The following is a 24,800-nucleotide window of genomic DNA, read 5'->3' as shown; positions in this document are numbered from 1 at the left end:
GACGGCCATGTCTGCTCTTACGACTCTTACGCCTCTTCGGGATCGTCTCACTCGCGACCCCCACGTCACGCGCCTCGCCGTGATTCTCGTTCTACTCTTGACGTTCTTCATGCTCGTCAAGACCAAGAACTTCTTTGGAATTGCCACGTGGCAGTCAATGGCTGTGCAGTTCCCCGAGTTTGGCCTCATGGCTCTCGGCGTGATGCTCACCATGATCATTGGAGGAATCGACCTTTCCGTGGTCGGTGTCGCCAACATGACGGCCATCGGCAGTGCGACGCTCATGATGTCGATCGCGCCCACCGGCTCCGACAGCCCCCAGGGCTACCTTGCCGTTGTCGCGGCGATCGCGTTCTCGCTCATTGTGGGAGCGATAGCCGGCGCCTTCAACGGGTTCTTGATAGCCAAAGTGAAGATCCCCGCCATTCTGGTGACGCTCGGAACGTTCGAGCTCTTCACGGGTATCGCGGTCATCATCACCGGAGGAAAGCCCGCCAGCGGCCTTCCCGCCCAGTACGGCGAGATCATGGCGCAGCGTGTCTTCGGAATCATTCCGATGCCGCTCATCATCTTCATCCTCGCCACTGTCGTGATCGCCCTGATCATGTACAAGACAGCGTTCGGCACCAAGCTCTATATGCTCGGCTCGAACGAAACAGCGGCGCAGTTCAGTGGGCTCAAGACCGACAACCTCATCATCCGCACCTATATGACCTCGGGTATTTACGCCGCGGCCGCCGGTCTCGTGATGCTGGCCAACTACAACTCGGCGAAGGCTGACTATGGCTCCACGTACACGCTGCTCGCAGTGCTCATCGTGGTGCTGGGTGGTGTGAACCCGAACGGTGGATCAGGTCGACTGTCGGGAGTGATCCTCGCGGTCGTTGTGCTGCAGGTTCTCTCGTCGCTGCTCAACACGTTCCCGAACATCAGCAACTTCTACCGCCCGCTGATCTGGGGTGGAGTGCTGCTGCTCGTCATCGTGGTGAATCAATGGACTAAAAAGAACAGGCTCTCTCGTCTGTTCGGTGTGAAAGGAAACAAATCATGAAACTGACTAAAGACCGCCACGTGGTTGTGGGTGCTGACTTTGCTGGATTCCCTCTCAAAGAGGCCGTCAAGCACCACCTTGAGGCGCGCGACTGGACTGTCACTGACCTGACCCCCACTCTCGACGACGCTCCGATGTACCAGCGAGCTGGGTTCATGCTCGGAGCCAAGCTTGCCGAGGGCGAGTTTGAAAAGGCTCTTGCGTTCTGTGGCACCGGAATGGGCATCCACGTTGCTGCGAGCAAGGTGCCTCACGTGCACGCCGCCGTCTGTGAAAGTGCGCCATCGGCGTTGCGTGCGGCCACGGCGAACAACTGCAACCTCATGGCGATGGGCGCCTTCTACATTGGCCCGCGCCTCGGAATGGCAATGGCGGATGCGTTCCTTGATAACAGCTTTGGTGACGGCTACGAGAACTGGGAAGGCTTCGGCGATTACCACATGATCGGCTACGAAGAGTGTGAAAACTTCGACTACCAGGCCTACAAAGACAACGGTTTCGAGATCGTCGACGAGCGCAACGTTGCCATGGGGCCAGAGCCTCGCGGCCTCGCTTACTAACTGATCGATAGCCAGAGGGAGACACATGGCGAAGGTATTGCTCGCAGGAGAGTCATGGTCGACGACGTCGATCCACACGAAGGGTTTTGACTCCTTTGTTACTTCCGCATATGCCGAGGGGGCGGATGATTTCATCGCTGCTCTGAAGTCAGCGGGTAACAGCGTTGAGTTCCAGCCCAACCACGTTGCGGCCGAACGTTTCCCGACCACCGCTGAGGAGCTCAGCCACTACGACGTTGTCGTGCTCAGCGACATCGGGGCTAACACGCTCTTGCTGCCCAACGGTGTCTTTGCCAAGGGCGAGCGGATTCCGCATCGCCTCGAAGTGTTGGCGCAGTGGGTGCGCGACGGGGGCTCGCTCTTGATGGTTGGCGGCTACCTCAGCTTCCAAGGCATCGAAGCGAAAGCGAACTACCGCAACACTGCTCTCGCGAGCGTGCTTCCTGTCGAAATGGAAATCGGCGACGATAGGGAAGAGACCCCGCAGGGCGTCGAAGCGACCTCACTGGGCAATCACCCCGCGACCGCAGGGTTGCCGACCTCCTGGCCAGCAATACTCGGTCATCACCGTTTGGTGGCACGGGGCAGCGCGCAGACGCTCGCAACCGTCGGCGGCTTTCCCCTTCTCATCGTGGACGGCGAAGGGTTAGGTCGAGTCGCGGCCTTCGCCAGTGACATGGGACCGCACTGGTTGCCGACCGAATTCTTGGAGTGGGATGGCTTCGCCCCCCTGTGGAACCAACTCATCGCATGGCTCGCACGCGAGTCAGACTAAGTACGGGGCACGTAGATTAAATGGTGGGCCATGTTGTTGCTCTCGATTGTGGCGCGACCAGCGGTCGAGTAATTCTGGGGGAGGTCGGCCCCGACCAGCTGCGCACGGCAACCCACGCCCGCTTTGCTAACCGTCCGGTCAACGTGCGCGGCCGACTGCACTGGGATGTCCTCTCCTTATGGCAGGGCGCCCTCGACGGCCTCACCTCTGCGCTCCGTGAAGTGCCCACAGTGTCGTCGATAGCGACCGATACGTGGGGTGTGGACTACGGACTGCTGCGCGACGGGCAGTTGCTCGGCAATCCACGGCACTACCGCGATGAAAGAACCGGCGCCGCGATCGGCCACGTGGAGTCGAGGAGCTCGCAGGCTGAGCAATATGCGGCAACCGGCATCCAGTTCATGCCGATCAATACGATCTACCAGCTTGCAACCGACACGGCAGAAAATCGGCTCGAGCTAGCGGACACCGTTCTACTCATGCCCGACCTCTTTACCTACTGGCTGAGTGGGATCAGCATCGCCGAGACCACGATGGCCTCAACGACCGGACTGCTCGATGTGCACACTCGGCAGTGGAGCGACAGCCTGCTTGACGTCGCCGGAGTGCGGCGCGAACTGTTGCCCGAGCTCGTGATCCCGGGTACACGCGTTGGCGAGCTGGACGCGGATGTCGCAACCCAGGTACGCGCAGAGTCACCCATCGAGGTGGTTGCGGTTGGTTCGCACGATACGGCGTCGGCAGTGACGGCGATTCCGATGCAACCGGAGACGGCAGCGTTTATTTCGTGCGGAACGTGGGGACTGGCCGGTGTCGAGCTGGAGACCCCCGTTGTTACCGAGGCGGCCCGTACCGGTGGATTCACCAACGAGGTCGGCGTCGATGGACGCATTCTTCTCATGCGCAATGTCATGGGGTTGTGGATTTTGAGTGAAGCAGTGCGCCAGTGGGAACGCGACGGCGAAGCGATCAGTTTGCCCGAACTTATTGAGGCAGCCTCCGCCGTCTCCGACGCGATGCCCGTAGTTGACGTCGACGATCCTCGATTCTTGGCGCCAGGCAATATGCCTCGACGAATCACTGAGTGGTGCACGGAACGCGGCATCCGCCCACCAGGCAATCGCGCCGAAATGGCCCGCTGCATTATTGAATCGCTCGCTCAAGCTTTCGCGGATGCCGTGCTCAGCGCTGGATCGCTCGGCAACGTCCCGGTAAAGACGATCCACATCGTTGGCGGCGGATCCCTCAACCGTTTGCTGTGTCAGCGCACCGCTGACCGCGCTGGAATCCCCGTTCTCGCGGGCCCAGTCGAGGCGACAGCACTCGGCAGTGTCCTTGTTCAAGCGCGCGCGATGGGACACATCTCGGGCAGTCTCGACTCGCTCCGCGATCTCGTGCGACGCACGCATCATCCCGTCAGCTACACGCCTCGCTGACCCCGCAACTCTCCCTGAATTCGCCTCACCCCTGAATTCGCCCAACATAAGGACTGAAAAGATGACCGCACGAATTGCTCCCGACCTCGTTAGTGCCGACCTGCTGGGACTCACCACCCGCCTCGGCCTACCCGAGCGCGACCTCGTAATTCTCGCTGAAGGCAACACGAGCGAATTGATCGCTGATGGCACGATTATCGTCAAGACGTCGGGTTCATCGATGCAGAACGCAACGGCAGCAAACTTTGTCAGCGTCGAAATCGAACCTCTCCTCGAGGTGCTGCGTGATCCGAATGCCAGCCAAGACCGATTGACAGCCGAACTGGATGCCGGTGAGGTCGACGGTCAGCGGGTGCGCGCATCCATCGAGACTCTCATTCACGTGGCAGTGCGCGCCTATGCACCGGCGCGGTACGTGGCTCACACCCACCCGACCGCGGTCGTTTCGTTGCTCGCGAGCGTGCATGCTGAAACTTCGTTCGTCGATGCCGTTTACTCAGACGAGCTCATGGTCTTGGGTCGTAGTCTCTACATTCCTTATGCTCAGCCCGGTATCGAACTTGGCCAGCTGTTTTTGACACGACTCGGTGAGCACGTCGAACAGTATGGTGAAGTGCCGTCGCTGATTCTGCTGGGAAACCACGGCATCGTCGCGATTGCTGACACGGCGGAGGGGGCTGAGGCGATTTCCCTGATGGCGGTCAAGAGCGCCCGGGTTCGTCTCGGTGCGTTGCAAGCCGGCGGAATCGCGAGTTTGAGTGCGGAAGTGACTGCCCACTACTTCGACCGCCCCGACTTCCGTGAGCGCCGTGCTGCTCTCACAGGCACCACCAAATAGTCGAATTGGCGTTTGCCGCCGGGCCGCAGTTCCGCTAGTGTTGACCCTTGGTGTCTGCACTATAGGGTGCGACATCCGATCATGAGCCCTCCAACCGGCATTGTTTCTTCTGAAACAACCATCGGAGCGGGATTCACGAACACCTCACTCGATCAATGAAAGCAGCACTATTGTGACGCGTACATATTCGCCCAAGCCCGAAGACGTCAAGCGGGAATGGGTCATCATCGACGCCGCCGACATCGTTCTCGGCCGTCTCGCCAGCCACGCAGCCATCTTGCTTCGTGGAAAGCACAAGGCCACCTTTGCTCCTCACATGGACATGGGTGACTTCGTCATCATCATCAACGCTGAGAAGGTTGCCCTCACCGGCTCCAAGCTCGCGAAGAAGAAGGCTTACCGCCACTCCGGTTACCCGGGTGGGCTCACAGCCACCACGTACTCCGAGATGCTGGAGAAGCACCCCACGCGCGCCGTTGAAAAGGCCGTCCGTGGAATGCTCCCCAAGAATTCACTCGGTCGCGCTCAGCTGTCCAAGCTGAAGGTTTACGCGGGTACTGAGCACCCTCACGCTGCTCAGCAGCCGACTCCGTACACCCTCACCCAGGTCGCTCAGTAGCGCCCGCGCTTTACTAAGCAAAGATAAAAGGACTTATTACAGTGGCTAAGATCGAAGATTCAATCACCGAGGGTGCACCCGAGTCGTACACGACCGAGTCGGCAGCAGTTGAGGCGCCCACCGCGCCTCGCCCCGTTCTCACCGTTCCCGGCGCAGCCGTCGGACGTCGCAAGCAGGCAATCGCCCGCGTGCGTCTCGTTCCCGGTTCGGGCACCATTACGGTCAACGGCCGTGAGCTCGCCGAGTACTTCCCCAACAAGCTTCACCAGCAGCTCATCAACGACCCGTTCAAGGTTCTTGACCTGCTCGGCGGTTACGACGTAATCGCACGCATCACCGGTGGTGGCCCCTCGGGTCAGGCCGGCGCACTGCGTCTCGGTATCTCTCGTTCGCTCAACCAGATTGACGAAGAGAACAACCGTGCAATCCTCAAGAAGGCTGGCTTCCTTACCCGTGACGCTCGCGTCAAGGAGCGTAAGAAGGCTGGACTCAAGAAGGCTCGTAAGGCTCCGCAGTTCTCGAAGCGCTAACCCGCTTTCCCTGCTAGCGGCAACGCATGGCACGTCTTTTTGGTACAGATGGTGTTCGCGGTTTAGCGAACAGTGATCTTACTGTCGAGCTTGCACTCGGCCTGGCTCAGTCGGCAGCAGTCGTACTGGGTCAGGGTCGAGTTGCTGATGGCCGGCGCGCTTCTGGCCGCCGTCCCGTCGCAGTTGTTGCACGCGACCCCCGCGTATCCGGCGAATTCATATCCGCCGCAGTATCCGCGGGGCTCGCGAGCTCGGGCGTCGATGTTTTCGACGCCGGGGTAATTCCCACCCCGGCAGCTGCGTTTCTCGTTGCCGATTTCAAAGCCGACCTCGGAGTAATGATCTCCGCGTCGCACAATCCCGCCCCCGACAACGGAATTAAGTTCTTTGGTCAGGGCGGCACCAAACTTCCCGATGAGGTTGAAGACCGCATCGAAGCAGCCCTCGCCGCACCGAGCCTCGCTCCCACCGGTATTGAGGTTGGCCGCATCCGTCGTTTCGCCGATGCTGAAGACCGCTACGTCGTGCACCTCTTGTCGACGCTGCCGAACCAGCTCGACGGCATCCACGTCGTTCTTGACTGTGCTCACGGTGCAGCCGCTGGGGTCTCGCCCCAGGTATTCACGGATGCCGGTGCCAAGGTCACCGTAATCGGTGCAGACCCTGACGGCATCAACATCAATGAGGGCGTTGGATCGACGCATCTCGACAACCTTGCCTCCGCAGTCCTCGCGCACGGTGCCGATGTCGGCATCGCCCACGACGGCGACGCTGACCGTTGCCTCGCTGTGGACAAAGAGGGCAACATCGTCGACGGCGACCAGATAATGGCAATCCTGGCTGTCTCGATGGCTGAACGTGGAGTGCTGAACGACCGCACGCTCGTCGCGACCGTGATGAGCAACCTCGGACTTCGTCGTGCCATGGCCGAGCACAATATCAAGATGCTCGAAACCAAGGTCGGTGACCGCTACGTGCTCGAAGCACTCGGCGAGCACGGTTTGTCCCTCGGCGGAGAACAATCGGGCCATGTCATCATGACCAAGTTTGCGACCACGGGCGACGGCATCCTCACCGGACTTCACCTCGTGGCCGAGATGGCTCGCACCGGCAAAACACTGGCGCAACTCGCTGCTGTCATGACGGTCTACCCGCAGGTTCTTGTGAACGTTCGCGGGGTTGACCACCACGCACTCGGTTCCAACGCGGCCATCGCTGACGCGGTTGCTGCTGTGGAAGCTGAACTGGGCGACACCGGCCGCGTGCTGTTGCGGGCATCCGGCACTGAACCCATGATTCGTGTCATGGTCGAAGCCGAGCACCATGAGGTCGCTCAGCAGATGGCAGATCGTCTTGCCGCTGTTGTGCTTTCTGAACTCGGCAACTAACGAGTTTTCTCGCCGCATCGGCTGCCCTCGACAGTCCCTCGTGCGCCCGGCGAGGCCACAATGCTCTACGTCTTGCGCAGCAGCACCTTCGACACCGCATGGTTCGCATCCTTGCGCAGAATGAGTGACGCCCGTGGTCGGGTGGGGCGAACATTCTGGATGAGGTTGGGTTCGTTGGTGCGCTTCCACACTTCTTGAGCGCGTGCCCGGGCTGCGCTCTCGCTGAGATCGGCAAAGCGGTGAAAGTAGGATCGCGGATTGCTGAACGCGCCGCGCTGGAGCCGCAGGAAGCGTTCCTCGTACCAGTGCGCAATGTCGCTCGTACGTGCATCCACGTAGATGGTGAAGTCGAAGAGGTCGCTGACGGCGAGGCTATTTCCGGGGCTTGGTGGTTGCAGCACGTTGAGGCCTTCGACGATGAGGACGTCGGGTTTGCGCACGGTTACTGCTGCATCCGGGATGATGTCGTAGGCCAAGTGGGAGTAGAACGGTGCGCGCACAACGGGTTCGCCGGCTTTGATTTTGCTGACGAAGCGCAGCAGCGCCCGACGGTCGTAACTTTCGGGGAACCCCTTGCGTTCAAGGATGCCGCGGCGTTCAAGCTCAGCGTTGGGGTGCAGAAAGCCGTCGGTGGTGAGAAGTTCAACGCGCGGGGTGCCTTCCCAACGGGAGAGCAGCTCGCGCAGCAGCCGGGCGATGGTGGACTTTCCCACGGCGACAGACCCAGCGACACCAATGACAAACGGTGTGCGCCCGGTGGATGCTCCCAAAAACTGGGTGGTCGCAGAGTGCAGCTGTTGGGCGTTCTCTGCGTACAGATTAAGGAGGCGGCTGAGGGGGAGATACACCTCAGCAACTTCGGTGAGGTCGAGTTCGTCGCCGAGTCCGCGCAGCTCAATGAGCTCCGCCTGGGTCAGGGGAACTTTCATTTTCGGGGCAAGTTCAGCCCAATCGCTCCGATCGATTTCGAGAAAGGGAGAGATGTGACCGTGTCCGGAGCCATTTTCATGCATCCCGAACATCCTAGCTGCGCACGGATACCCAGCTTGGGGAACTAAACTCGTCTCCATGTGTGGAATCGTCGGTTACGTTGGTAACGAAAAAAGCCTTGAGGTTCTCCTCGGCGGTCTCAAGCGTCTTGAATACCGGGGTTACGACTCCGCCGGTGTCGCGATTATCGACGAGGCTGGAGTGCTCGGAACGCGCAAGCGTGCAGGCAAGCTGCAGATGCTCTTGGATGATCTTGAAGCCGACCCTTTGGGCAATGGCGCCACCGGAATCGGCCACACCCGCTGGGCAACCCACGGTGGCCCCACCGACGTGAATGCTCACCCGCACTTGAGCCGCGACTCCAAACTCGCGCTGATCCACAACGGCATTATCGAGAACTTCTCTGAGCTGAAGAACGAGTTGCTCCTCGAGGGCGAAACGTTCATTAGCGAGACCGACACTGAGGTTGCAGCCCTTCTGATCGGGCGCGAGTACGACAAGACGGGTGACCTCACCGCTGCGATGCAGAGCGTCGTTTCGCGTCTTGAGGGCGCTTTTACTCTCCTCGCGGTACACCAAGACCAGCCACGTGTTGTTGTCGGCGCTCGCCGCAACTCTCCGCTCGTCATCGGTTTGGGCGACGGCGAGAACTTCTTGGGCTCTGACGTTGCGGCTTTCGTAGAGTTCACGCGTCGCGCTGTTGCGATTGGCCAAGACCAGATCGTTACGATCCGTCCCGACTCTGTAGATGTCATCGACTTCGACGGTAACCCGGTTGAGGTTGAGGAATTCGACATCGCCTGGGACGCCTCAGCATCCGAAAAGGGTGGCTGGTCGAGCTTCATGGCGAAGGAAATCAGCGAAGAGCCGGATGCCGTAGCCAACACCATTCTTGGTCGCGTTCAGGATGGGCTGGTCAAGCTCACCGAATTCGAGCCCCTCGGAGACGATGTCATTGCGAACATCGACCGTATCGTCATCATTGCGTGTGGAACCGCGGCCTACGCGGGAATGCTCGGCAAGTACGCCATCGAGGCGTGGGCGCGCGTTCCTGTCGATGTTGAGCTCGCTCACGAGTTCCGCTACCGCAACCCGATTCTCACGGATCGCACGCTTGTGATCTCGATCAGCCAGTCCGGCGAAACGATGGACACGCTCATGGCGGTCAAGTTCGCGATGGAGTCCGGCGCGAAGGTTGTCTCGGTGTGCAACACGCACGGCGCAACGATTCCGCGCGAATCGCACGCTGTTGTGTACACGCACGCTGGTCCTGAGGTTGCTGTGGCATCCACGAAGGCTTTCGTCGCCCAAGCGACCGCGCTGTACTTGATTGGTCTGCACATTGCGGGCGTGCGCGGCACGCTCAGCGATGAGGAGATTCGCGAGAACGTTGCCGAGTTGCAGGCGATTCCTGACAAGATCTCTGAGGTCTTGGTGACCTCGCAGTCGATCAAACAGCTGGCTCATTGGATGACAGACACCCAGTCGGTGCTCTTCCTCGGTCGCCACGTTGGCTACCCGATCGCCCTTGAAGGCGCGCTCAAGCTCAAGGAGCTCGCGTATATTCACGCGGAGGGTTTTGCCGCTGGCGAGCTCAAGCACGGTCCGATTGCGCTCATTGAGCCTGGTCAGGTTGTCTTCGTGATCGTTCCGAGCCCCCGCGACCCGAACTCTTTGCACAAGAAGGTTGTCTCCAACATTCAGGAGATCCGTGCTCGAGGCGCCCGGGTTATTGCGATCGCCGAGAAGGGCGATGCCGCAGTGCTGCCGTTCGCCGATGAGGTTATTCCGATTCCGTTGGCTGGCTCGTTCTTTGAGCCGCTGCTTGCTGTCATTCCGTTGCACATCTTCGGCATGGAGCTTTCTGCTGCGAAGGGACTCGACGTCGATCAGCCTCGCAACCTCGCGAAGTCTGTCACCGTCGAATAGGTTTCACAGTGATTGTGGGGATCGGTGTGGATGTCGTTGATATCGCCCGCTTCGAGCGAGCGCTGCAGCGCACACCGACCCTCACATCGCGCCTGTTCTCTGAGAGCGAACAACTCAAAGACGGTAAACCGCGACCCCTGCGCTCGCTAGCAGGGCGTTTTGCGGCGAAAGAAGCACTCATCAAAGCCCTCGGCGATTCTGCGGGAGTCACCTGGCACGACATGCGGGTGGTTTCTGACCAGCTCGGCAATCCTTCGCTTGAGCTCTACAATTCGACCAAAACCATTGCCGAACGTCGCGGAATCACCTCGGTGCACCTGTCGATGAGTCACGACGCCGGAATCGCGATCGCCTATGTCATCGCGGAGGCACACCATGGCTGATCTTCGACTCGCCACTATCGACACGGCGGCCATCACTCGCAACATCGAAACCCTGCGTGCGCTCGTTGCGCCGGTGCAGGTAATGGCTGTTGTCAAAGCCAATGGCTACGGCCACGGTGCTATCGAGAGTGCCCGCGCGGCTCTCGCGGGAGGCGCCGACTGGCTCGGCGTTGCTGATCTCACCGAGGCCTTTGCCGTGCGCGGCGCCGGCATCGACGCTCCGCTGCTGGCGTGGTTACACCAGCCGGGGGCAGCGTTTGGCGAAGCGGTTCGCGCGAACATCGACCTCGGCGTGAGCAGCACCGAGCAGCTGCATGAGGTTGCCGCGACATCCGATACTGCGTTCGTCCACTTGAAAGTCGATACAGGGCTGCACCGCAATGGCGCTTTCTTGGAAGAGTGGCACCAGTTCTTCGAGGCAGCAGTTGTTCACGAGCTCGCGGGTCGCATTCGCGTGCGGGGTCTCTGGAGTCACCTGGCCAATGCGGGCGCCGAGCACGACGCTGACCAGATCGAGCAGTTCTCGGCCGCCGTCGCCATGGCAGAGTCGGTAGGGCTCCGCCCCGAGCTGCGCCACCTTGCGGCGTCGGAGGGCGCCATCAAGCATCCTTCTGCCCGTTTCGACCTCGTTCGCGTGGGCATCAGCAGTTATGGGCTGTCACCCGCCCCCGATGTGGATGCTGCGGCACTCGGTCTCGTACCCGCCATGACCCTCAGCGCTCCTGTCGTGTCGGTGAAGCGCGTTACTGCCGGTTCTGGGGTTTCCTATGGCTACTCCTACCGCTGCGAGCAAGACACCACGCTCGCGCTCGTGCCGCTCGGCTACGGCGATGGGGTGCCCCGTCATGCCTCCAATCGCGGACCGGTGTCAATCAATGGTGTCGTCGGTCGAGTCGCGGGTCGTGTCGCGATGGACCAAATTGTTATCGACATGGGCAATGCGAACGTCGCAGTCGGCGATCGGGCAGTTCTGTTCGGCGACCCAGCACAATCGGTGCCGACGGCGGATGACTGGGCGGCAGCCGCTGACACTATCAACTACGAAATCGTGACCCGCATCGGTTCCCGTGTAACTCGTAGGTATGAGTCGTGACCACACTGACAATCGCTTCTCCCGACCGCATGGCCGAGCTGGGTGCCGTCATCGCCGCGCAACTTGTGGCGGGCGATCTGGTGATGCTCAATGGTGAGCTCGGTGCCGGAAAGACCACGCTGACGCGCGCGATCGGGGAGACTCTCGGCATCCGGGGTACGGTCACGAGCCCCACTTTTGTGCTGGCGCGCACGCATCCGAGACTCGACGATTCGGGAGCAGAAGCTTCGCAGGCGGAGGCGCCACCGCTCGTGCACGTCGACGCATACCGTCTTGGTAGTGCCGTAGAGCTCGACGACCTCGACATCGACTTTGAGTCATCCATTGTGGTCGTCGAATGGGGCGCTGGCTTGCTCGACGGCGTGAGCGAAAGTTGGCTCACGGTCGACATTGTGCGCCCGGTGGGCGCCGGGGCGGCAGATGAGGATCCCGATTCAGATGGCGTCGACGCCTCCAGCGATCACGCCGACGATTTTGCTGACGAGGCGATCGAGCCGCGCACCGTGACCGTGACGGGAAGTGGCCCGAGATGGGCAGACATGGAGTGGCTCAATGCTGTTAGCGATTGATACCTCGGCGGGCACGAGCGTTGCGATCGTCGACGCTCAGGGCGTGGTGAGAGCGGAACACAATTCTTCGGATACTCGCAAGCACGCCGAAGTCGTTGGCGACTTCATCCGCGGCTGCCTGACCGATGCTGAGTGCGCTGTAACCGACCTGACCGGTGTCGTGGCGGGAATGGGCCCCGGCCCCTTTACGGGCCTGCGCGTTGGTATTGTGGCGGCTCGAGCTTTTGCCTTTGGCGCTGGCCTTCCGCTGCTGCCTGTCGTGACGCATGACGCACTAGCGCTCGGGGAAACGGAACCGATCGTCGTGGCCACCGATGCCCGTCGCAAGGAACTGTACTGGTCAACGTACGAGGGATCGGATGCCGCGGGGCTGCCCGTGCGCGTTGCTGGCCCGGCGCTCGCTCCCGCCGCCGAGCTCGCCGCTAGCGTCCCGAATTTCGAGCACTTTCACCTGAGGGATTCGCAACCCGTGCACGCCTCGAACTTGGCACGGCTCGCATTCCTGCTGCGCGAACACCACCGTCCTTTTGCCGGCGAAGAGGCGCTCTACTTGCGTTCGCCAGATGTCACGCTCTCCGCAGGGCCGAAACGAGTAACCGCATGAGCTGGCAATTACGCCGCGCGACCGAGAGCGACCTCGACGCCATCATGGCGATTGAGACCAGCGAGTTCGCGAACGATGCCTGGTCGAGTGACATGATGCGTGCCGAGATTCGCGACAACCACGGGTACTACGTGATCGCGCATCCGGTGGGGGAGCCCGCAGTGGTCACGGCCTATGCAGGATTGCGTTCGCCGTTCCGGTCGCCCCAGGCTGACATCCAGACGATTGCTGTTTCTCCGGATGCTCGCCGTCAGGGAATCGGTCGTGCGCTGATGCACGCGCTGATGGTGGAAGCGCGCGATCGCGGGGCGAGCGAGCTCTTCCTTGAGGTGCGCGACGATAATCCCTCTGCGCAGCGCCTGTATGACTCGCTCGGCTTTGAGCGCATTGCGGTGCGACCGAACTATTACCAACCGGATGGGGTTGATGCCATTGTGATGCGACTCACTATTCCTGAGCCCAAACTTTCTCCCGCGGTGGGTGCCTGATGTCGAATCCGGCTCCGAATCTGGCCCCGAATCCAGCTTCAGCGGTAGCACGCTCTGCCCTCTCGGGTCAGCTTCCCGCCAACACCACAAATCCACTCGTGCTTGGCATCGAGACGAGCTGTGACGAGACCGGAATCGGTATCGTGCGCGGCAATCAATTGCTGGCCAATGTGATCTCGTCGTCGATGGATGAGCACGCTCGCTACGGGGGCGTGGTTCCCGAAGTTGCGGCTCGCGCGCACCTCGAGGCAATGCAACCGGCGCTCGAGCAGGCGCTCGCCGAAGCCGGCGTTGAACTGTCTGAGCTGGATGCGATCGCGGTCACGAGCGGCCCGGGGCTTGCGGGCGCTCTCATGGTGGGAGTCGCGGCGGCCAAGGCACTCTCGGTAGCCACGGGCAAGCCTCTGTATGCGGTCAATCACTTGGTTGGTCATGTCGGCGCGGATGTCTTGCGCGACGATGGCACTGAGATTGAGCTTCCGACTATTGCACTGCTGGTATCTGGTGGTCACACCTCTCTGCTGCTGGTGCGGGATCTCGTTTCTGATGTTGAGCTCCTCGGCGAGACGATTGATGACGCTGCGGGCGAGGCATTCGATAAGGTCGCGCGCTTGTTGGGCTTGCCCTATCCCGGTGGACCCCAGATCGATCGAGTGGCAATCGGTGGCAACCCGAAGGCGATCCGTTTTCCGCGCGGACTCACCCATGCCAAAGATGTTGATCGTCACCGTTACGACTTCTCGTTCTCGGGTCTCAAAACCTCGGTCGCTCGTTGGGTTGAGCGCGAGCAGGACGCGGGTACCGACTTTTCGATTGCGGATGTCGCAGCAAGTTTCCGCGAGGCCGTCGTTGATGTACTCCTCACCAAGGCTGTCGCAGCCTGCGTTGATCGTGGGGTTCCCCGCCTTCTGCTCGGGGGTGGAGTCGTGGCGAACGCCCGCGTACGCGAACTTGCTGCCGAGCGGTGCGCCGAGGCGGGAATTGAATTGCGCATTCCGCCGTTGTCGTTGTGCACCGACAACGGGGCGATGATCGCGGCGCTGGGCGCCCAGTTGATTATGGCGCGCAAAGAGCCCTCAACTTTGGGCTTTAGCGCTGATTCCACGCTTCCCGTCACCCGCATTCAGGCGTAACGCCGCAGTAAATTCTGGTTGGCCTGCGTTGACAGGCATCTTTCAGGCTGAGAATATAGGGGCGCCGGTTTCGGCATCATCATCTAAGGAGACCTTCGTCATGTCAGAACCCACGCCTTACGCCGCATCGCCCGCAGGCGCGCCGGTTGCCAAATGGAACGTCCTCTCGATCATCTCCCTCGTGACGTCGGTTCTGGGGCTCAGCCTCGTCGGCATCATCCTCGGGCACATCAGCTTGAGCCAGATCAAGAAGACCGGTGAGCAGGGTAACGTTCTCGCCATCATCGGCCTCATCCTCGGATACCTCGGCTTCGTTGTCTTCCTCTTCCTCGCCATCGGCTTCGTCATCGCCCTCGGCGCTGCAGGAACCTCGTACTAAGCAGCAACGCACGAAAAGGGCCCGCACGCGAGTGCGGGCCCTTTTCTGTGGGGAGAGTCTTGCTAAAGTGTGCGCATGGCTACCAACAACTCAGACGACTCAATTCCGTCGATCTCAACGCCCGGCGCGTCCTCAACTTCTGACGAGACCCTGGCGAAAGCCACCCCCTCGGCCAAGAAGCCCGCAGCGAAGAAGTCGCCTGCCTCTAAGTCGACCGCTGCTAAGTCAACTGCTGCCTCCAAATCGACTTCCGCGGCCAAGGTAACCGCCGCGCCTAAGGTCACTGCTGCGCCGAAGGTCAGCGCGACCAAGAGCGCGACTGCGAAGCCCGCAGCGGCGAAAGCAACTGCCGCACAGGCCACGGCCGCAAAGTCGACAACAGCTAAAGCTGCAACCACCAAGGCGGCGGCGACCAAGGCTGCCGCTGCTAAGACAACAGCGGCCACGACCGCAGCGGCTAAGGCAGCCAACGCAAATGACTCAGCGACACCAGCCACACCACCTGCTGCAACGCCTGCCACCACTACTGCCACATCCGCGGCGGCAGTGACGGCTGGCAGCGCAGCAGCAAGCGTGCCGCCCGTCCCGCCAGCGCCGAAGGCCGCCGGGGCATCAACGGCTGCGTCGAGTGCTCCCGAAGCTCCGGCTGTTCCTCCCGCAGCACCAGCCGCTTCTGCCGCGCCTACGGCCGGTGACCCTTACGCGGCTCCGAGTGGAACTCCGGTTCCCGGCTATGCAAACACGACTACTCCCGGGCAGGCTTCGTTCACCCCCGTTCCGGCTGGCCCCCCTCAGGGGCTTTCCATCGCCTCGATGGTTACCGGAATCGCCGGATTGTTGTTTACCTTCATCGGCATGGGCTTCTTGCCGGCGCTGGCCGCGGTTGTTCTCGGCCACCTTGCCCAGAAGAAGCAGAAGTATGCCCGCCCGTTCTGGCTCACCGGTCTCATCACGGGTTACGTCGGAATCGGCCTCAGCCTGATCGTCGGTATCTTTATTGCGGTTGCCTTCTTGCTGCCGTTCATCTTCGTTGGTGGAAACGGCTATGGCTACGGCTACTAAGTCTTAACGCGTGCCGATTTTCCCGCCTCACTAGTGAGGCGGGAATTTCAGTATTAGGCCGCAGTTGGTGTCACTCGTTGGGCAAGCAGTGCGCGGCGTTTGCCAGCAACGCGCGTCAAAATCAGTGTCGCGCTGTTCTCGCCCTTGAGCGAGAGTGACGTTCTAAAAGTCGCGGGGTCGATATCGACCCCGCGCTTTTTGATTTCCAACGTGCCGATCTTGCGCGCCGCCAACTCCTTTTTGAGCGAGCGCTTGTCGAGGGTGAAGTCCTCGACGATCTCAAAGCAGGTGGCGAACGGGCTCGCGACAGCGGCATCCGCGCTGAAATAAGCGATTGACGTATCGAGCATGCGGCCGTTCAGTTGTCGTGCAAGATCCCCGATGAGGCGGGCACGGATGACGGCGCCATCGGGTTCGTAGAGAAACTGTCCGAGCTCTCCCGCGGGTTCGTCTTCGCTGTCGGCGGCGGCCGTGAGTTCAGCAGTGCCATGGTCTCCGATCACGAGGGCTGCGCGTCGGATGCCGGGGCGGGCGACAGCCCCGAACCACAGTCCGAGCTCGACAACTTCGCGTCCAACAGAGATCCACTGGGCTTCGGCGGTGTCGGGGATGAGGTCGCGGTCGATTCCGGGGCCGAGTTTGATGCCGGTCGGGTAGCGCTCAGCGAGACTGAACGCAAAGTCAAGGGAGGGCGTCCAGTCGGCGGGGTTAGTGAGGCGCACCCGGGCGTCACGGCGGGCGGGGTCGAGGTAGATGCCGTCAATGCCAGCGAGGTCAGCGGTTTCGGCATCGCCGTGAACGACTTGGGCATTGCTCCACGGCGCGAGGTTGAAGCTGGCAATAGCGGCGGTGGTTTCGTCACGCTCAACGGCGGTGACGTTGATTTCGAGGGCGGCGATGGCGAGAGCATCCGCTCCAATGCCACAGCCGAGGTCGGCCACCCACTTCACTCCGGCCTTCGAGAACCGACCGGCGTGCTGGGCGGCAACGGAAAGGCGAGTTGCTTGTTCGAGGCCCGCCTCGGTGAAAAGCATCCGGTCGGCAAACGGGCCAAACTTGCTGGCGGCTTTCGCGCGAAGTTTGGATTGGCTGAGCACGGCAGCAACCAAGCCGGGGGTGTGGCCGGCCTTGCGAAGCTCGGCGACGGTGCGCACGATTTCGTCACTCGAGTGCCAGGTCGGCAGCGAGTCCAAGAGGCGAAGGCCCTCGGCTGAAAGTAGCTCGCGCAATTCGCTCTGATTCATTCTCTAACCGTATCCGCATCCGTATTGGCACTCACGTTGATCGAGTGCCAACCAAGCCGTATAGTTGATCTGGCACTCCTGTACGGAGTGTGCCAGCCCAAGCACTTTTAGAAAGAGGTCAAACGTGTCGGTGTCCATTAAGCCGCTCGAGGATCGCATTGTTATCAAGCAGGTCGATGCAGAACAGACCACCGCGTCTGGGCTCGTCATTCCTGACACTGCGAAAGAGAAGCCCCAAGAGGGTGAAGTAGTCGCTGTAGGTCCCGGTCGTATCGACGACAACGGAAACCGCGTGCCGCTCGACATCGCAGTTGGTGACAAGGTCATCTACTCCAAGTACGGCGGAACCGAGGTGAAGTACGGCGGAGAAGACCTTCTCGTACTTTCGGCTCGCGACGTTCTCGCTGTCATCGTTCGCTAAGTAGTCTCTCGCTCACGCGATACTAACTTTCGCGTCTCCCGTTCGCGGTGAGGCGTCTCGAAAGCCCAGGGCCTCGGCTCTGGGCTTTCGTCGTTCCCGGTGGCATTTGCGGGCAGCAACCGACCCTAGGATTTAGTAGTGACCTCCACTTCTTCGGCGACTGATCGCGTCTCGCCCAGCGGCCTCGGCTTTGCTGTGTCTGCCTACGTTTTGTGGGGCGCGATGCCGATCGTGTTTTTCTCGCTCAAAGAGTCGGGAGCGATCGAGATTGTCGCGTGGAGAATCGTGTTGTCGCTGGTGTTTTGTGCGGCGCTTCTGGTGGTCACGCGGGGATACGCACGGGTCATGGCGATCGTCCGCGATCGTCGCACTTTCTGGATGTTGGGCTTGGGTGGCGCCTTTGTTGTCGTCAACTGGCTCATTTATGTTTACGCGAGCCTGAACGGCCACATCGTTGAGGCTGCTCTCGGATATTTCACGAACCCGATTGTCACGGTGCTGCTCGGAGTGCTCGTGCTGCGCGAGCGCCTTCGTCCGCTGCAATGGGTCGCCCTGGCAATTAGTGCGCTCGCCGTTCTCGTCTTGGCTATTGGCTATGGCAGCTTTCCGTGGATCGCGTTGGGCCTCGCATTCAGTTTTGGCCTCTATGGGCTTGTGAAGAAAAGCGTGGGGCCTAAGGCGGACGCCGTGGGCGGCCTCGCCGTCGAGACGGCATTTTTGACGCCGGTTGCGATTGTTGTTCTGCTCGTGCTTGCGGCCAACGGGCAGCTCGCGGCGGGCACTGCGGGCCCGGGACACCTCACTTTGACGCTCTTTTTGGGTGCCATCACCGCGATCCCGTTGATTCTGTTTGCTGCTGCAGCGCGGCGATTGCCGCTCACCTATATGGGCTTGGCCCAGTATTTGGCGCCAATCCTTCAACTCATTGTTGGTGTGTTTGTGTTCCACGAGGCGATGCCGCCGGAGCGCTGGTTGGGCTTCGCGATCGTCTGGATTGCCCTCGCTATTTTGACCTACGATCTCTTCCGCCACTCTTCGCGCACGCGGCTTGGTTCGGCGGCTGAAGCACCGGGCGCACCGTAGTATTCCCTTGAAGGTGCCTGATCGCCCGAGGTCAGCGCGCTGAGAGAGGTTGGGCAATGACGAGGTTTCGAGCGACTCGACGTGTGGCTGTGGCGGTAACGATCGCGGTGGCTCTCGCTGCGTGCAGTACTCCTACACCGACCCCCGCTCCGATTGTGGCGTCGACGCCCACGGTCGTTCCCACTCCCGTAGCCACGCCGAGCGGTGATGGTGTTCTTCGTATCGGCACGATTTTTCCGACGAGTGGCACGTTTTCGTTTCTGGCTGCAGCGCAGAAAGCTGGCGTAGCCGCCGCGGTCAAGGAAATTAATGCTGCTGGCGGAGTGAACGGTGAGCCGGTCGAGATCGTCGCGGTCGATTCGGGCGAGGCTAAGAACACGAAGCTTGAGGCGAACTTCAAGACCTTGGTCTCTAAGGATGTCGATGTTGTGATCGGCCCGTCATCGTCGGTGCTGGCGCAGCGAGCAATCCCGTTGGCCATAGACGCGAAGATCCCGCTCATCTCGCCCGCCGCAACGCTGTCGAGTCTCGACGACGTTTTTGATGACGGCTACTTCTTCCGCACCATCCCGGCCTACGACCAGCAGGGCTTTGCGCTCGCTGAAGCTTTGGCCGGTGGCGACACAACGCAGAGAATCGCTTTTGTCTATGTCGACGATGAGGAGGGCGTAGCGCTGCACGACACGTTCGTCGAAGCGCTCGCCGAGTACGACACCGAACTCGTCGCGGATGAGGTCTTCACGAGTTCAACTACGAAGTTCGACGCGATCACCGCCAGCGTGAAAAAGGCAGAACCCGACATCGTGGTGATCGGGTCTACCTATGAATCTGAGAAGGCAACGAAGGCCGCCATCGAGAAGATCGTCGCGGCCGGATATAAGGGGTCGGAGCTCTGGCTTACCTCGCTGAACACTGGCGACTATTCGCAAGCGTTCAAAAATGGCACGCTCAAGGGCGTTCGCGGGGTTATTGAGGGAGTGCAGCCGTCAAAGACTTTTATCGCCGCCCTCAAGGACACCAACTCAAAACTGACGACTTACCGTTACGCGGCAGAAGCCTACGACGCCACGATGCTGGCGGCGCTCGCTGCAATCGTGGCGGGGGACGATGCTGGTGAGGCAATCGCCGGTTCGCTTTACGATGTCTCGAAAAGCGGTGTGAAGTGTCTGAGTTTTGAGGAATGCCTCGAAGTGCTCAAGACCACGAACGACATCGACTACGACGGTGTTTCTGGCCCTGTGAACTTCACTCCCGGTGGCAACGTAGAGCCCGCATTCTGGGGTTATTACACCTACGACGGTGAAAATAAGTTCGTGTATAAGAGTGGCTCAATCGTCGGCTAGTTCGAGTGCCGCCCGGATTGGGGGCGAGATTCTGCCCCTAAATGGCCCGCGCTGAGTTCTCCTTTTCAGCATTGGCCAGTACCGTAACAATGCCGCTCTCTGTTGTGGGTGGCAGATAGGAGCGACTGTGATGACATCCATGCCCTATGGATCACGCGTGTCGCTGCGAGCCCGACGCGGGTTCACGGCAGTTGCAGGCGTGCTCGTTGCGGCCCTCATGCTGAGCGCATGCTCGGTTGAGGAGCCCGTTGAGGAGACCTTTACCCCCAAAGATTTGACTCTCACCGTCGGAGCCTTGGTGCCCGAGTCGGGAGCGCTCGACAAATTCGGTCCGGCAGTGTCTGCTGCGATCGCATTGGCTGCTCAAGATGTGAATGACGCCAATGCCAGCCTCACAGTGAACGTAGAATCGGCGGATTCCGGCGACTCCACGGGAACGACCGCCGAGGACGCCGTCACGGAGTTGCTCGATGCTCGCGCAACGGTGATTATCGGCGGACTCTCCAACGGTATTTCCAAGAAAGTGATCGACACGATCACCGAAGCGGGCGTTGTAGAGATCTCGCCGGCGAACGATTCTCCTGACTTCTCCAACTACGGTGACAACAACCTGTACTGGCGCACCTCGCCGTCCTGCGCGCTCGAAGGCACAGCATTGGGCAATGAGATGGCAGAGCGTATTGGTGAGGGATCGATCGCGATCCTCTCCGAGGACACGCTGTGTGAACCGCTTCTTCCGCGCGCTCTGAGCGAAGCATTCTTGCGCGGCGGTGGCGAATTGCTATCGCAAGAGATGATCGATGAAAGCGCTATCGATCTCGACGAGCAGATCGATCGAGCGATCGCCGCCAAACCGGATGCCGTAGCAATCGTGGGTTCGAAGCGATCCGAGAAGATTGCGAAGGCGTTCATCGCTGCCGGTTACTCAGGCGACCAACTCTTCTTCACCGGATTGTCGCTTGGCGAGCGTGGCTCGGGATTTGCGGATGGCAGTCTCACGGGCTCGATCGTGACGCATCCCGGTCTTGATATCTCCACGATTTCGGACTTCACGGATCGACTGTTGGAGATCAACCCCAGCCTCAAAGACTTTAGCTATGCCGCTGAGAGTTACGACGCCGTGATTCTTGCGAGCCTGGCCGCGTTGGCCTCGCAAAAGATTTCGGGCGAAGCGATCTCGAGCAAACTGCAAGAAGTCTCCGGCGGCAGCGGTGACGGCGAAGTCGCGACAACGTTTGCGGATGCGGCGAAGATTGTGCTCGATGGTCGCACCGTAGATTACGACGGTGTTTCAGGCCCGATAACCCTCAATGACAATGGTGATCCACAGGGCGCCATCATTGGGATTTACCAGTACGGTAGCGACAACGTGTACACCCGGATTAAGTAAGAAACACCCGTGTTTCCCAAAGTCTACGAATGGTAACGATTCCCAAGAGCGTTACAAGGCTGTAGTACAGACGTATTGTGCGGATGTGCCGGGTGGGCATAGCTTGACAGTGTGGTGACACGGTAGTGCCACATTTGATTCCTGAACACATTCGAAACGCAAGGAGCAACATGAGCGTATTCGCGAAGGCTACGGCCTCCCCATCACGGTCCAAGCGGACCCTGTTGAGCGGTCTCGCAATCGTCGGTGCAAGCGCACTGGTTTTGGCCGGCTGTGCAACTGACGGTGGAGAAACCTCCACTGGATCCGAGGGTGGCGAACTGTCCCTCAAGCTTGGAACGGCACTGCCCGTAACCGGTAACCTCGCATTCCTCGGCCCGCCCGAGATCGCGGGAACCGAGTATGCAGCGTCGCAGGTCAACGAAGCCGATGCTGGCATCCAGATCGACCTTATTCAGGGCGACTCCGGTGACACCGACAACAAGGCATACGAGACTGAAATCCCTCGCCTGCTCGGTGAAGACGTTTCCGCAATTCTTGGTGCAGCATCCTCGGGTGTTTCGCTTCAGTTCATTGACCAGGTTGTTGGCGCTGGAGTAATCCAGTTCTCGCCGGCAAACACCTCGGCCGCATTCACGACGTACGACGACAAGGGCCTGTACTTCCGTACCGCTCCTTCTGACGTGCTTCAGGGTGAGGTTCTCGGTAACCTGATCGCTGGCGATGGTCACGAGACCCTCGGCATGATCGTTCTCAATGACTCCTACGGAACCGGTCTTGCCGGCTACACGCAGGAAGCATTCGAAGCCGCCGGTGGCGAGGTAGTTTCACAGCCCACCTACAACACTGGTGACACCACGTTCGATGCTCAGATCTCTGAAGTTCTTGCTTCTGACCCTGACGCCATCGCACTGATCACGTTCGAAGAAGTTTCGACCATGCTTCCGAGCATCGTCAGCAGCTTCCCGGCCGAGAACCTCTACTTCGTAGACGGTAACCTCGCCAACTTCGGTGACGAGTTTGCTCCTGGAACCCTCGAGGGCGCCAAGGGAACTCTTCCCGGCCTGAGCGTCGACACGATTGCTGACTTCACGTCGGCCGTCAACGACTTCTGGGTCGAATCCGGACAGCCTGAGCTCGAAGAGTTCAGCTATGCAGCAGAGTCCTACGACTCGGTAATCCTTCTTGCTCTCGCATCGCTCGCAGCCGGTTCCACCGACTCCGCAGCAATCGCTGAGAAGCTTCAGGAAGTATCGGGTGGTTCGGGCAACGGCGAGAAGTGCACCACTTTCGCTGACTGTGCAGAAATCATCAACGGTGGCGGCGTAGCTGACTACGACGGCATCTCTGGTCCGATCACCTTCGATGAGCTCGGTGACCCCACCGAAGCTCAGGTTGGTATCTACCAGTACGGTGAAGACAACACCTACAGCGCTTACTAAATCTCTCCGAGAGTCACTCTCATAGAGAACGTAAGTTAGCTCAGAGAAAGGCCCCAACCCTCACCGGGTTGGGGCCTTTTTTGCGCGCGCAGCGTTCTGAGACGGTGCTGAATTCTTTTCAGGGATGGTCGGATGAATCAACCAAACCTGAAACAGCGTCAGGAGCCCTCGTGCGGGTGCGAAAGGGGTGTTCGCGAATCTCGGCCCGCGGAGCGGTGCAAAAAGGGCTTAGCGGGCGGTGTAGCGCTCTCTAGCCCTATGGCGAGCTGTGAAGCTGAGCTGCGGAGTCAACAGGGCGGCCCCGAACGCACTAATGCCCCGTCCGGACGAATCCGGGCGGGGCATCAGGTGAAGCGGGGTGCTGGTGGCTAGGTGCCGAGAGTTCCGAGGTAGAGGCCAATAACCTTGGGGTCATTGAGCAGCTCGCGCCCGGTGCCTTCGTAGGCATCGTGGCCCTGGTCGAGAACATAGCCGCGGTCACAGATTTGCAGGCAACGACGCGCGTTCTGCTCAACCATGATCGTGGTCACGCCGGCCTTGTTGATCTCCGATACGCGGATGAACGCCTCATCCTGCTTCACCGGTGAGAGTCCAGCGGACGGCTCGTCGAGAAGCAGAACGTGCGGATCCATCATGAGTGCGCGGGACATCGCGACCATTTGGCGTTCTCCACCCGAGAGCGAACCCGCGCGCTGCTTGAGGCGCGACTTCAACTCAGCGAAAATACCGGTCACAAATTCGAGACGCTCATCGTAGATCTTGGGGTTTTGGTACAGCCCCATCTGAAGGTTCTCTTCGATCGTCAGGCTTGGGAACACGTTGTTGTTTTGCGGAACAAAACCAACACCGCGGGCGACAAGCTTGTTGGCTTTGAGCCCGGTGATGTCATCGCCGTTGAGGCTAATCGATCCGCCGCGCACCTGCACCTGGCCGAAAATTGCCTTCAACAGGGTCGACTTGCCGGCACCGTTCGGACCGATAATTCCGATCAGTTCACCCGGGTTAGCGACCAAATTGCAGTCGTTGAGGATGTCGACGCCGGGCAGGTACCCTGCGGTCAAGCCCTTGACGTGGACAACCGCATTCTCGGTAGGGATTGCGTTCACTTGCCGGTCTCCTTGCGGTTAGCGATGTTTTCGTCGAGGTGTTTAACCTCCGCGGCGAGTTCGATCGCTTCAGTGTTGAGTTCGCCTTCGATGCGGCCAGTGACGATTCCCAGGTCGACATCTTGATGCGAACCGAGGTACGCATCGATGACGGCTTGGTTCTTCATGACCTCATCCGGGGGACCTTCAGCAACGACCTGACCTTCAGCCATCACGATTACCCAGTCGGCGATGTGACGCACCATGTGCATGTCGTGCTCGACGAACAGCACCGTCATGCCCTCTTCCTTCAGGTCGAGGATGTGGTCGAGCAGCGACTGGGTCAACGCGGGGTTAACACCGGCCATGGGCTCATCCAGCATCACCAGCGTCGGCTGGCTCATGAGGGCGCGAGCCATCTCGAGCAGCTTGCGCTGACCACCGGAAAGGCTGGCGGCGAAGTCAGACGACTTGGTGTCGAGCTTGAACTTCTTGAGCAGAACGATTGCGCGCTCTTCGATCTCGGCTTCTTGCTTGCGCCAGAGGCTGGGGATCATGGCGCGGAAAATGTTCTCCCCGATCTGATCCTTGGCACCGAGTTTCATGTTCTCAAGAACCGTCAAGAGCCCGAGGGCCTTCGTCAGCTGGAACGTGCGCACCTGGCCGAGGCCGGCCACTTTGTGCGCGCCCATTCCGGCGAGCGAGTGCCCATCGAAAGTCCACTTGCCTTCATCAGGCTTGTCGAAGCCGGTCAGAAGGTTGAATAGCGTCGTCTTACCGGCACCGTTAGGACCAATCAATGCGGTAATCGCATTGCGGGGAATCTCGACGTGGTCGACGTTCACCGCAGTGAGGCCACCGAATGTTCGACGAATTCCGTCAGCGATGATGATCGGGTCGACCTTGGCAACACCAGGAACGATGTCGCCCTTGTGGAGTCCGGTTGTCTTTGCTCGCTGCACCGG

Annotated in this window: 26 protein-coding genes; 22 read left to right on the top strand and 4 right to left on the bottom strand. The window is 60.3% G+C overall.

Annotation, left to right across the window (positions count from 1 at the left end):
- The first annotated feature begins 7 nt into the window (after positions 1-7).
- From I6E52_RS05970 to glmM, 8 genes are all read left to right on the top strand, one after another.
- The gene (locus I6E52_RS05970; protein WP_197123140.1) at positions 8-1,051 is read left to right on the top strand and encodes an ABC transporter permease; all 1,044 of its coding nucleotides are present in this window, start codon (positions 8-10) and stop codon (positions 1,049-1,051) included.
- Positions 1,048-1,611 carry an RpiB/LacA/LacB family sugar-phosphate isomerase gene (locus tag I6E52_RS05965; protein WP_197155502.1) on the top strand — a complete coding sequence of 188 codons (564 nt, stop codon included), beginning with the start codon at positions 1,048-1,050 and terminating at the stop codon, positions 1,609-1,611. The genes I6E52_RS05970 and I6E52_RS05965 overlap by 4 nt, the downstream gene beginning before the upstream one ends.
- 25 nt (positions 1,612-1,636) lie before the next feature.
- A complete protein-coding gene (locus I6E52_RS05960; protein WP_197155501.1) occupies positions 1,637-2,386 on the top strand; it encodes a glutamine amidotransferase in 750 nt (249 codons plus the stop codon).
- Between the two features lie 20 nt (positions 2,387-2,406).
- Positions 2,407-3,822 (top strand): rhamnulokinase family protein, encoded by a 1,416-nt coding sequence (locus I6E52_RS05955; protein WP_197155500.1) that lies wholly within the window; start codon positions 2,407-2,409, stop codon positions 3,820-3,822.
- A 61-nt stretch (positions 3,823-3,883) separates the two neighbouring features.
- On the top strand, positions 3,884-4,660 hold the full coding sequence (locus tag I6E52_RS05950) for a class II aldolase/adducin family protein (RefSeq protein WP_197155499.1): 777 nt from the start codon (positions 3,884-3,886) through the stop codon (positions 4,658-4,660).
- Between the two features lie 172 nt (positions 4,661-4,832).
- On the top strand, positions 4,833-5,279 hold the full coding sequence (gene rplM / locus I6E52_RS05945) for a 50S ribosomal protein L13 (protein ID WP_010203785.1): 447 nt from the start codon (positions 4,833-4,835) through the stop codon (positions 5,277-5,279).
- A 41-nt stretch (positions 5,280-5,320) separates the two neighbouring features.
- On the top strand, positions 5,321-5,809 hold the full coding sequence (gene rpsI, locus I6E52_RS05940) for a 30S ribosomal protein S9 (protein WP_197123150.1): 489 nt from the start codon (positions 5,321-5,323) through the stop codon (positions 5,807-5,809).
- 26 nt (positions 5,810-5,835) lie between these two features.
- The gene (glmM, locus tag I6E52_RS05935) at positions 5,836-7,197 is read left to right on the top strand and encodes a phosphoglucosamine mutase (RefSeq protein WP_197123152.1); all 1,362 of its coding nucleotides are present in this window, start codon (positions 5,836-5,838) and stop codon (positions 7,195-7,197) included.
- Between the two features lie 65 nt (positions 7,198-7,262).
- Here glmM and coaA read toward each other — a convergent pair whose 3' ends face one another.
- On the bottom strand, positions 7,263-8,210 hold the full coding sequence (gene coaA, locus I6E52_RS05930; protein WP_231601775.1) for a type I pantothenate kinase: 948 nt from the start codon (positions 8,208-8,210) through the stop codon (positions 7,263-7,265).
- A gap of 55 nt (positions 8,211-8,265) precedes the next feature.
- On the opposite strand from coaA, the gene glmS reads away from it, so the two are divergent.
- The 9 genes from glmS to I6E52_RS05885 all read left to right on the top strand — a co-directional run bounded on the left by glmS (position 8,266) and on the right by I6E52_RS05885 (position 15,827).
- Positions 8,266-10,116, top strand: coding sequence for a glutamine--fructose-6-phosphate transaminase (isomerizing) (glmS, locus tag I6E52_RS05925; protein ID WP_197123156.1), 1,851 nt, complete (start codon positions 8,266-8,268; stop codon positions 10,114-10,116).
- An 8-nt stretch (positions 10,117-10,124) separates the two neighbouring features.
- Positions 10,125-10,499: a holo-ACP synthase gene (locus I6E52_RS05920; RefSeq protein WP_197155498.1), complete on the top strand. Its 375-nt coding sequence runs from the start codon at positions 10,125-10,127 to the stop codon at positions 10,497-10,499.
- Positions 10,492-11,592, top strand: coding sequence for an alanine racemase (alr, locus tag I6E52_RS05915; RefSeq protein WP_197155497.1), 1,101 nt, complete (start codon positions 10,492-10,494; stop codon positions 11,590-11,592). The genes I6E52_RS05920 and alr overlap by 8 nt, the downstream gene beginning before the upstream one ends.
- On the top strand, positions 11,589-12,161 hold the full coding sequence (tsaE, locus tag I6E52_RS05910; protein WP_307842414.1) for a tRNA (adenosine(37)-N6)-threonylcarbamoyltransferase complex ATPase subunit type 1 TsaE: 573 nt from the start codon (positions 11,589-11,591) through the stop codon (positions 12,159-12,161). The genes alr and tsaE overlap by 4 nt, the downstream gene beginning before the upstream one ends.
- On the top strand, positions 12,145-12,765 hold the full coding sequence (tsaB, locus tag I6E52_RS05905; protein ID WP_197155496.1) for a tRNA (adenosine(37)-N6)-threonylcarbamoyltransferase complex dimerization subunit type 1 TsaB: 621 nt from the start codon (positions 12,145-12,147) through the stop codon (positions 12,763-12,765). Before tsaE ends, tsaB begins: the two co-directional genes overlap by 17 nt.
- A complete protein-coding gene (gene rimI / locus I6E52_RS05900) occupies positions 12,762-13,253 on the top strand; it encodes a ribosomal protein S18-alanine N-acetyltransferase (protein WP_197155495.1) in 492 nt (163 codons plus the stop codon). Before tsaB ends, rimI begins: the two co-directional genes overlap by 4 nt.
- Positions 13,253-14,386 (top strand): tRNA (adenosine(37)-N6)-threonylcarbamoyltransferase complex transferase subunit TsaD, encoded by a 1,134-nt coding sequence (gene tsaD, locus I6E52_RS05895; protein WP_231601774.1) that lies wholly within the window; start codon positions 13,253-13,255, stop codon positions 14,384-14,386. Before rimI ends, tsaD begins: the two co-directional genes overlap by 1 nt.
- A gap of 100 nt (positions 14,387-14,486) precedes the next feature.
- Positions 14,487-14,765, top strand: a complete 279-nt coding sequence (locus I6E52_RS05890; RefSeq protein WP_197155493.1) for a DUF4190 domain-containing protein — start codon at positions 14,487-14,489, stop codon at positions 14,763-14,765.
- 75 nt (positions 14,766-14,840) lie between these two features.
- Positions 14,841-15,827 carry a DUF4190 domain-containing protein gene (locus tag I6E52_RS05885; RefSeq protein ID WP_197155491.1) on the top strand — a complete coding sequence of 329 codons (987 nt, stop codon included), beginning with the start codon at positions 14,841-14,843 and terminating at the stop codon, positions 15,825-15,827.
- 53 nt (positions 15,828-15,880) lie between these two features.
- Here I6E52_RS05885 and I6E52_RS05880 read toward each other — a convergent pair whose 3' ends face one another.
- Positions 15,881-17,071 (bottom strand): class I SAM-dependent methyltransferase, encoded by a 1,191-nt coding sequence (locus I6E52_RS05880; RefSeq protein ID WP_197155489.1) that lies wholly within the window; start codon positions 17,069-17,071, stop codon positions 15,881-15,883.
- Between the two features lie 124 nt (positions 17,072-17,195).
- On the opposite strand from I6E52_RS05880, the gene groES reads away from it, so the two are divergent.
- The 5 genes from groES to I6E52_RS05855 all read left to right on the top strand — a co-directional run bounded on the left by groES (position 17,196) and on the right by I6E52_RS05855 (position 22,750).
- A complete protein-coding gene (gene groES / locus I6E52_RS05875) occupies positions 17,196-17,492 on the top strand; it encodes a co-chaperone GroES (protein ID WP_197123170.1) in 297 nt (98 codons plus the stop codon).
- Positions 17,493-17,630: 138 nt separating this feature from the next.
- Positions 17,631-18,575, top strand: coding sequence for an EamA family transporter RarD (gene rarD / locus I6E52_RS05870; RefSeq protein ID WP_197155487.1), 945 nt, complete (start codon positions 17,631-17,633; stop codon positions 18,573-18,575).
- A 56-nt stretch (positions 18,576-18,631) separates the two neighbouring features.
- Positions 18,632-19,918 (top strand): ABC transporter substrate-binding protein, encoded by a 1,287-nt coding sequence (locus I6E52_RS05865; RefSeq protein WP_197155485.1) that lies wholly within the window; start codon positions 18,632-18,634, stop codon positions 19,916-19,918.
- 130 nt (positions 19,919-20,048) lie between these two features.
- Positions 20,049-21,308 carry an ABC transporter substrate-binding protein gene (locus I6E52_RS05860; protein WP_197155483.1) on the top strand — a complete coding sequence of 420 codons (1,260 nt, stop codon included), beginning with the start codon at positions 20,049-20,051 and terminating at the stop codon, positions 21,306-21,308.
- Between the two features lie 170 nt (positions 21,309-21,478).
- A complete protein-coding gene (locus I6E52_RS05855) occupies positions 21,479-22,750 on the top strand; it encodes an ABC transporter substrate-binding protein (RefSeq protein ID WP_197155481.1) in 1,272 nt (423 codons plus the stop codon).
- A gap of 368 nt (positions 22,751-23,118) precedes the next feature.
- On the opposite strand, the gene I6E52_RS05850 is transcribed toward I6E52_RS05855, so the two are convergent.
- The gene (locus I6E52_RS05850) at positions 23,119-23,856 is read right to left on the bottom strand and encodes an ABC transporter ATP-binding protein (protein ID WP_197123180.1); all 738 of its coding nucleotides are present in this window, start codon (positions 23,854-23,856) and stop codon (positions 23,119-23,121) included.
- Positions 23,853-24,797, bottom strand: coding sequence for an ABC transporter ATP-binding protein (locus I6E52_RS05845; protein WP_374059100.1), 945 nt, complete (start codon positions 24,795-24,797; stop codon positions 23,853-23,855). Before I6E52_RS05845 ends, I6E52_RS05850 begins: the two co-directional genes overlap by 4 nt.
- Positions 24,798-24,800: the final 3 nt, after the last annotated feature.

The organism is Salinibacterium sp. NG253 (genome assembly GCF_015864945.1).
Taxonomy (GTDB): Bacteria; Actinomycetota; Actinomycetes; order Actinomycetales; family Microbacteriaceae; genus Rhodoglobus.
This window is presented reverse-complemented; position numbering and strand designations above follow the sequence as displayed.

Bases quoted from the DNA above. Each gene is read 5' to 3' on its own strand.
- I6E52_RS05885 (WP_197155491.1), top strand. From the start codon at position 14,841: ATGGCTACCAACAACTCAGACGACTCAATTCCGTCGATCTCAACGCCC.
- I6E52_RS05860 (WP_197155483.1), top strand. From the start codon at position 20,049: ATGACATCCATGCCCTATGGATCACGCGTGTCGCTGCGAGCCCGACGC.
- I6E52_RS05960 (WP_197155501.1), top strand. From the start codon at position 1,637: ATGGCGAAGGTATTGCTCGCAGGAGAGTCATGGTCGACGACGTCGATC.
- I6E52_RS05970 (WP_197123140.1), top strand. From the start codon at position 8: ATGTCTGCTCTTACGACTCTTACGCCTCTTCGGGATCGTCTCACTCGC.
- I6E52_RS05880 (WP_197155489.1), bottom strand. From the start codon at position 17,071: ATGAATCAGAGCGAATTGCGCGAGCTACTTTCAGCCGAGGGCCTTCGC.
- I6E52_RS05865 (WP_197155485.1), top strand. From the start codon at position 18,632: ATGACGAGGTTTCGAGCGACTCGACGTGTGGCTGTGGCGGTAACGATC.
- glmM (WP_197123152.1), top strand. From the start codon at position 5,836: ATGGCACGTCTTTTTGGTACAGATGGTGTTCGCGGTTTAGCGAACAGT.
- I6E52_RS05965 (WP_197155502.1), top strand. From the start codon at position 1,048: ATGAAACTGACTAAAGACCGCCACGTGGTTGTGGGTGCTGACTTTGCT.
- coaA (WP_231601775.1), bottom strand. From the start codon at position 8,210: ATGCATGAAAATGGCTCCGGACACGGTCACATCTCTCCCTTTCTCGAA.
- I6E52_RS05890 (WP_197155493.1), top strand. From the start codon at position 14,487: ATGTCAGAACCCACGCCTTACGCCGCATCGCCCGCAGGCGCGCCGGTT.
- I6E52_RS05955 (WP_197155500.1), top strand. From the start codon at position 2,407: ATGGTGGGCCATGTTGTTGCTCTCGATTGTGGCGCGACCAGCGGTCGA.
- alr (WP_197155497.1), top strand. From the start codon at position 10,492: ATGGCTGATCTTCGACTCGCCACTATCGACACGGCGGCCATCACTCGC.
- tsaD (WP_231601774.1), top strand. From the start codon at position 13,253: ATGTCGAATCCGGCTCCGAATCTGGCCCCGAATCCAGCTTCAGCGGTA.
- tsaB (WP_197155496.1), top strand. From the start codon at position 12,145: ATGCTGTTAGCGATTGATACCTCGGCGGGCACGAGCGTTGCGATCGTC.
- rimI (WP_197155495.1), top strand. From the start codon at position 12,762: ATGAGCTGGCAATTACGCCGCGCGACCGAGAGCGACCTCGACGCCATC.
- glmS (WP_197123156.1), top strand. From the start codon at position 8,266: ATGTGTGGAATCGTCGGTTACGTTGGTAACGAAAAAAGCCTTGAGGTT.
- I6E52_RS05950 (WP_197155499.1), top strand. From the start codon at position 3,884: ATGACCGCACGAATTGCTCCCGACCTCGTTAGTGCCGACCTGCTGGGA.
- I6E52_RS05855 (WP_197155481.1), top strand. From the start codon at position 21,479: ATGAGCGTATTCGCGAAGGCTACGGCCTCCCCATCACGGTCCAAGCGG.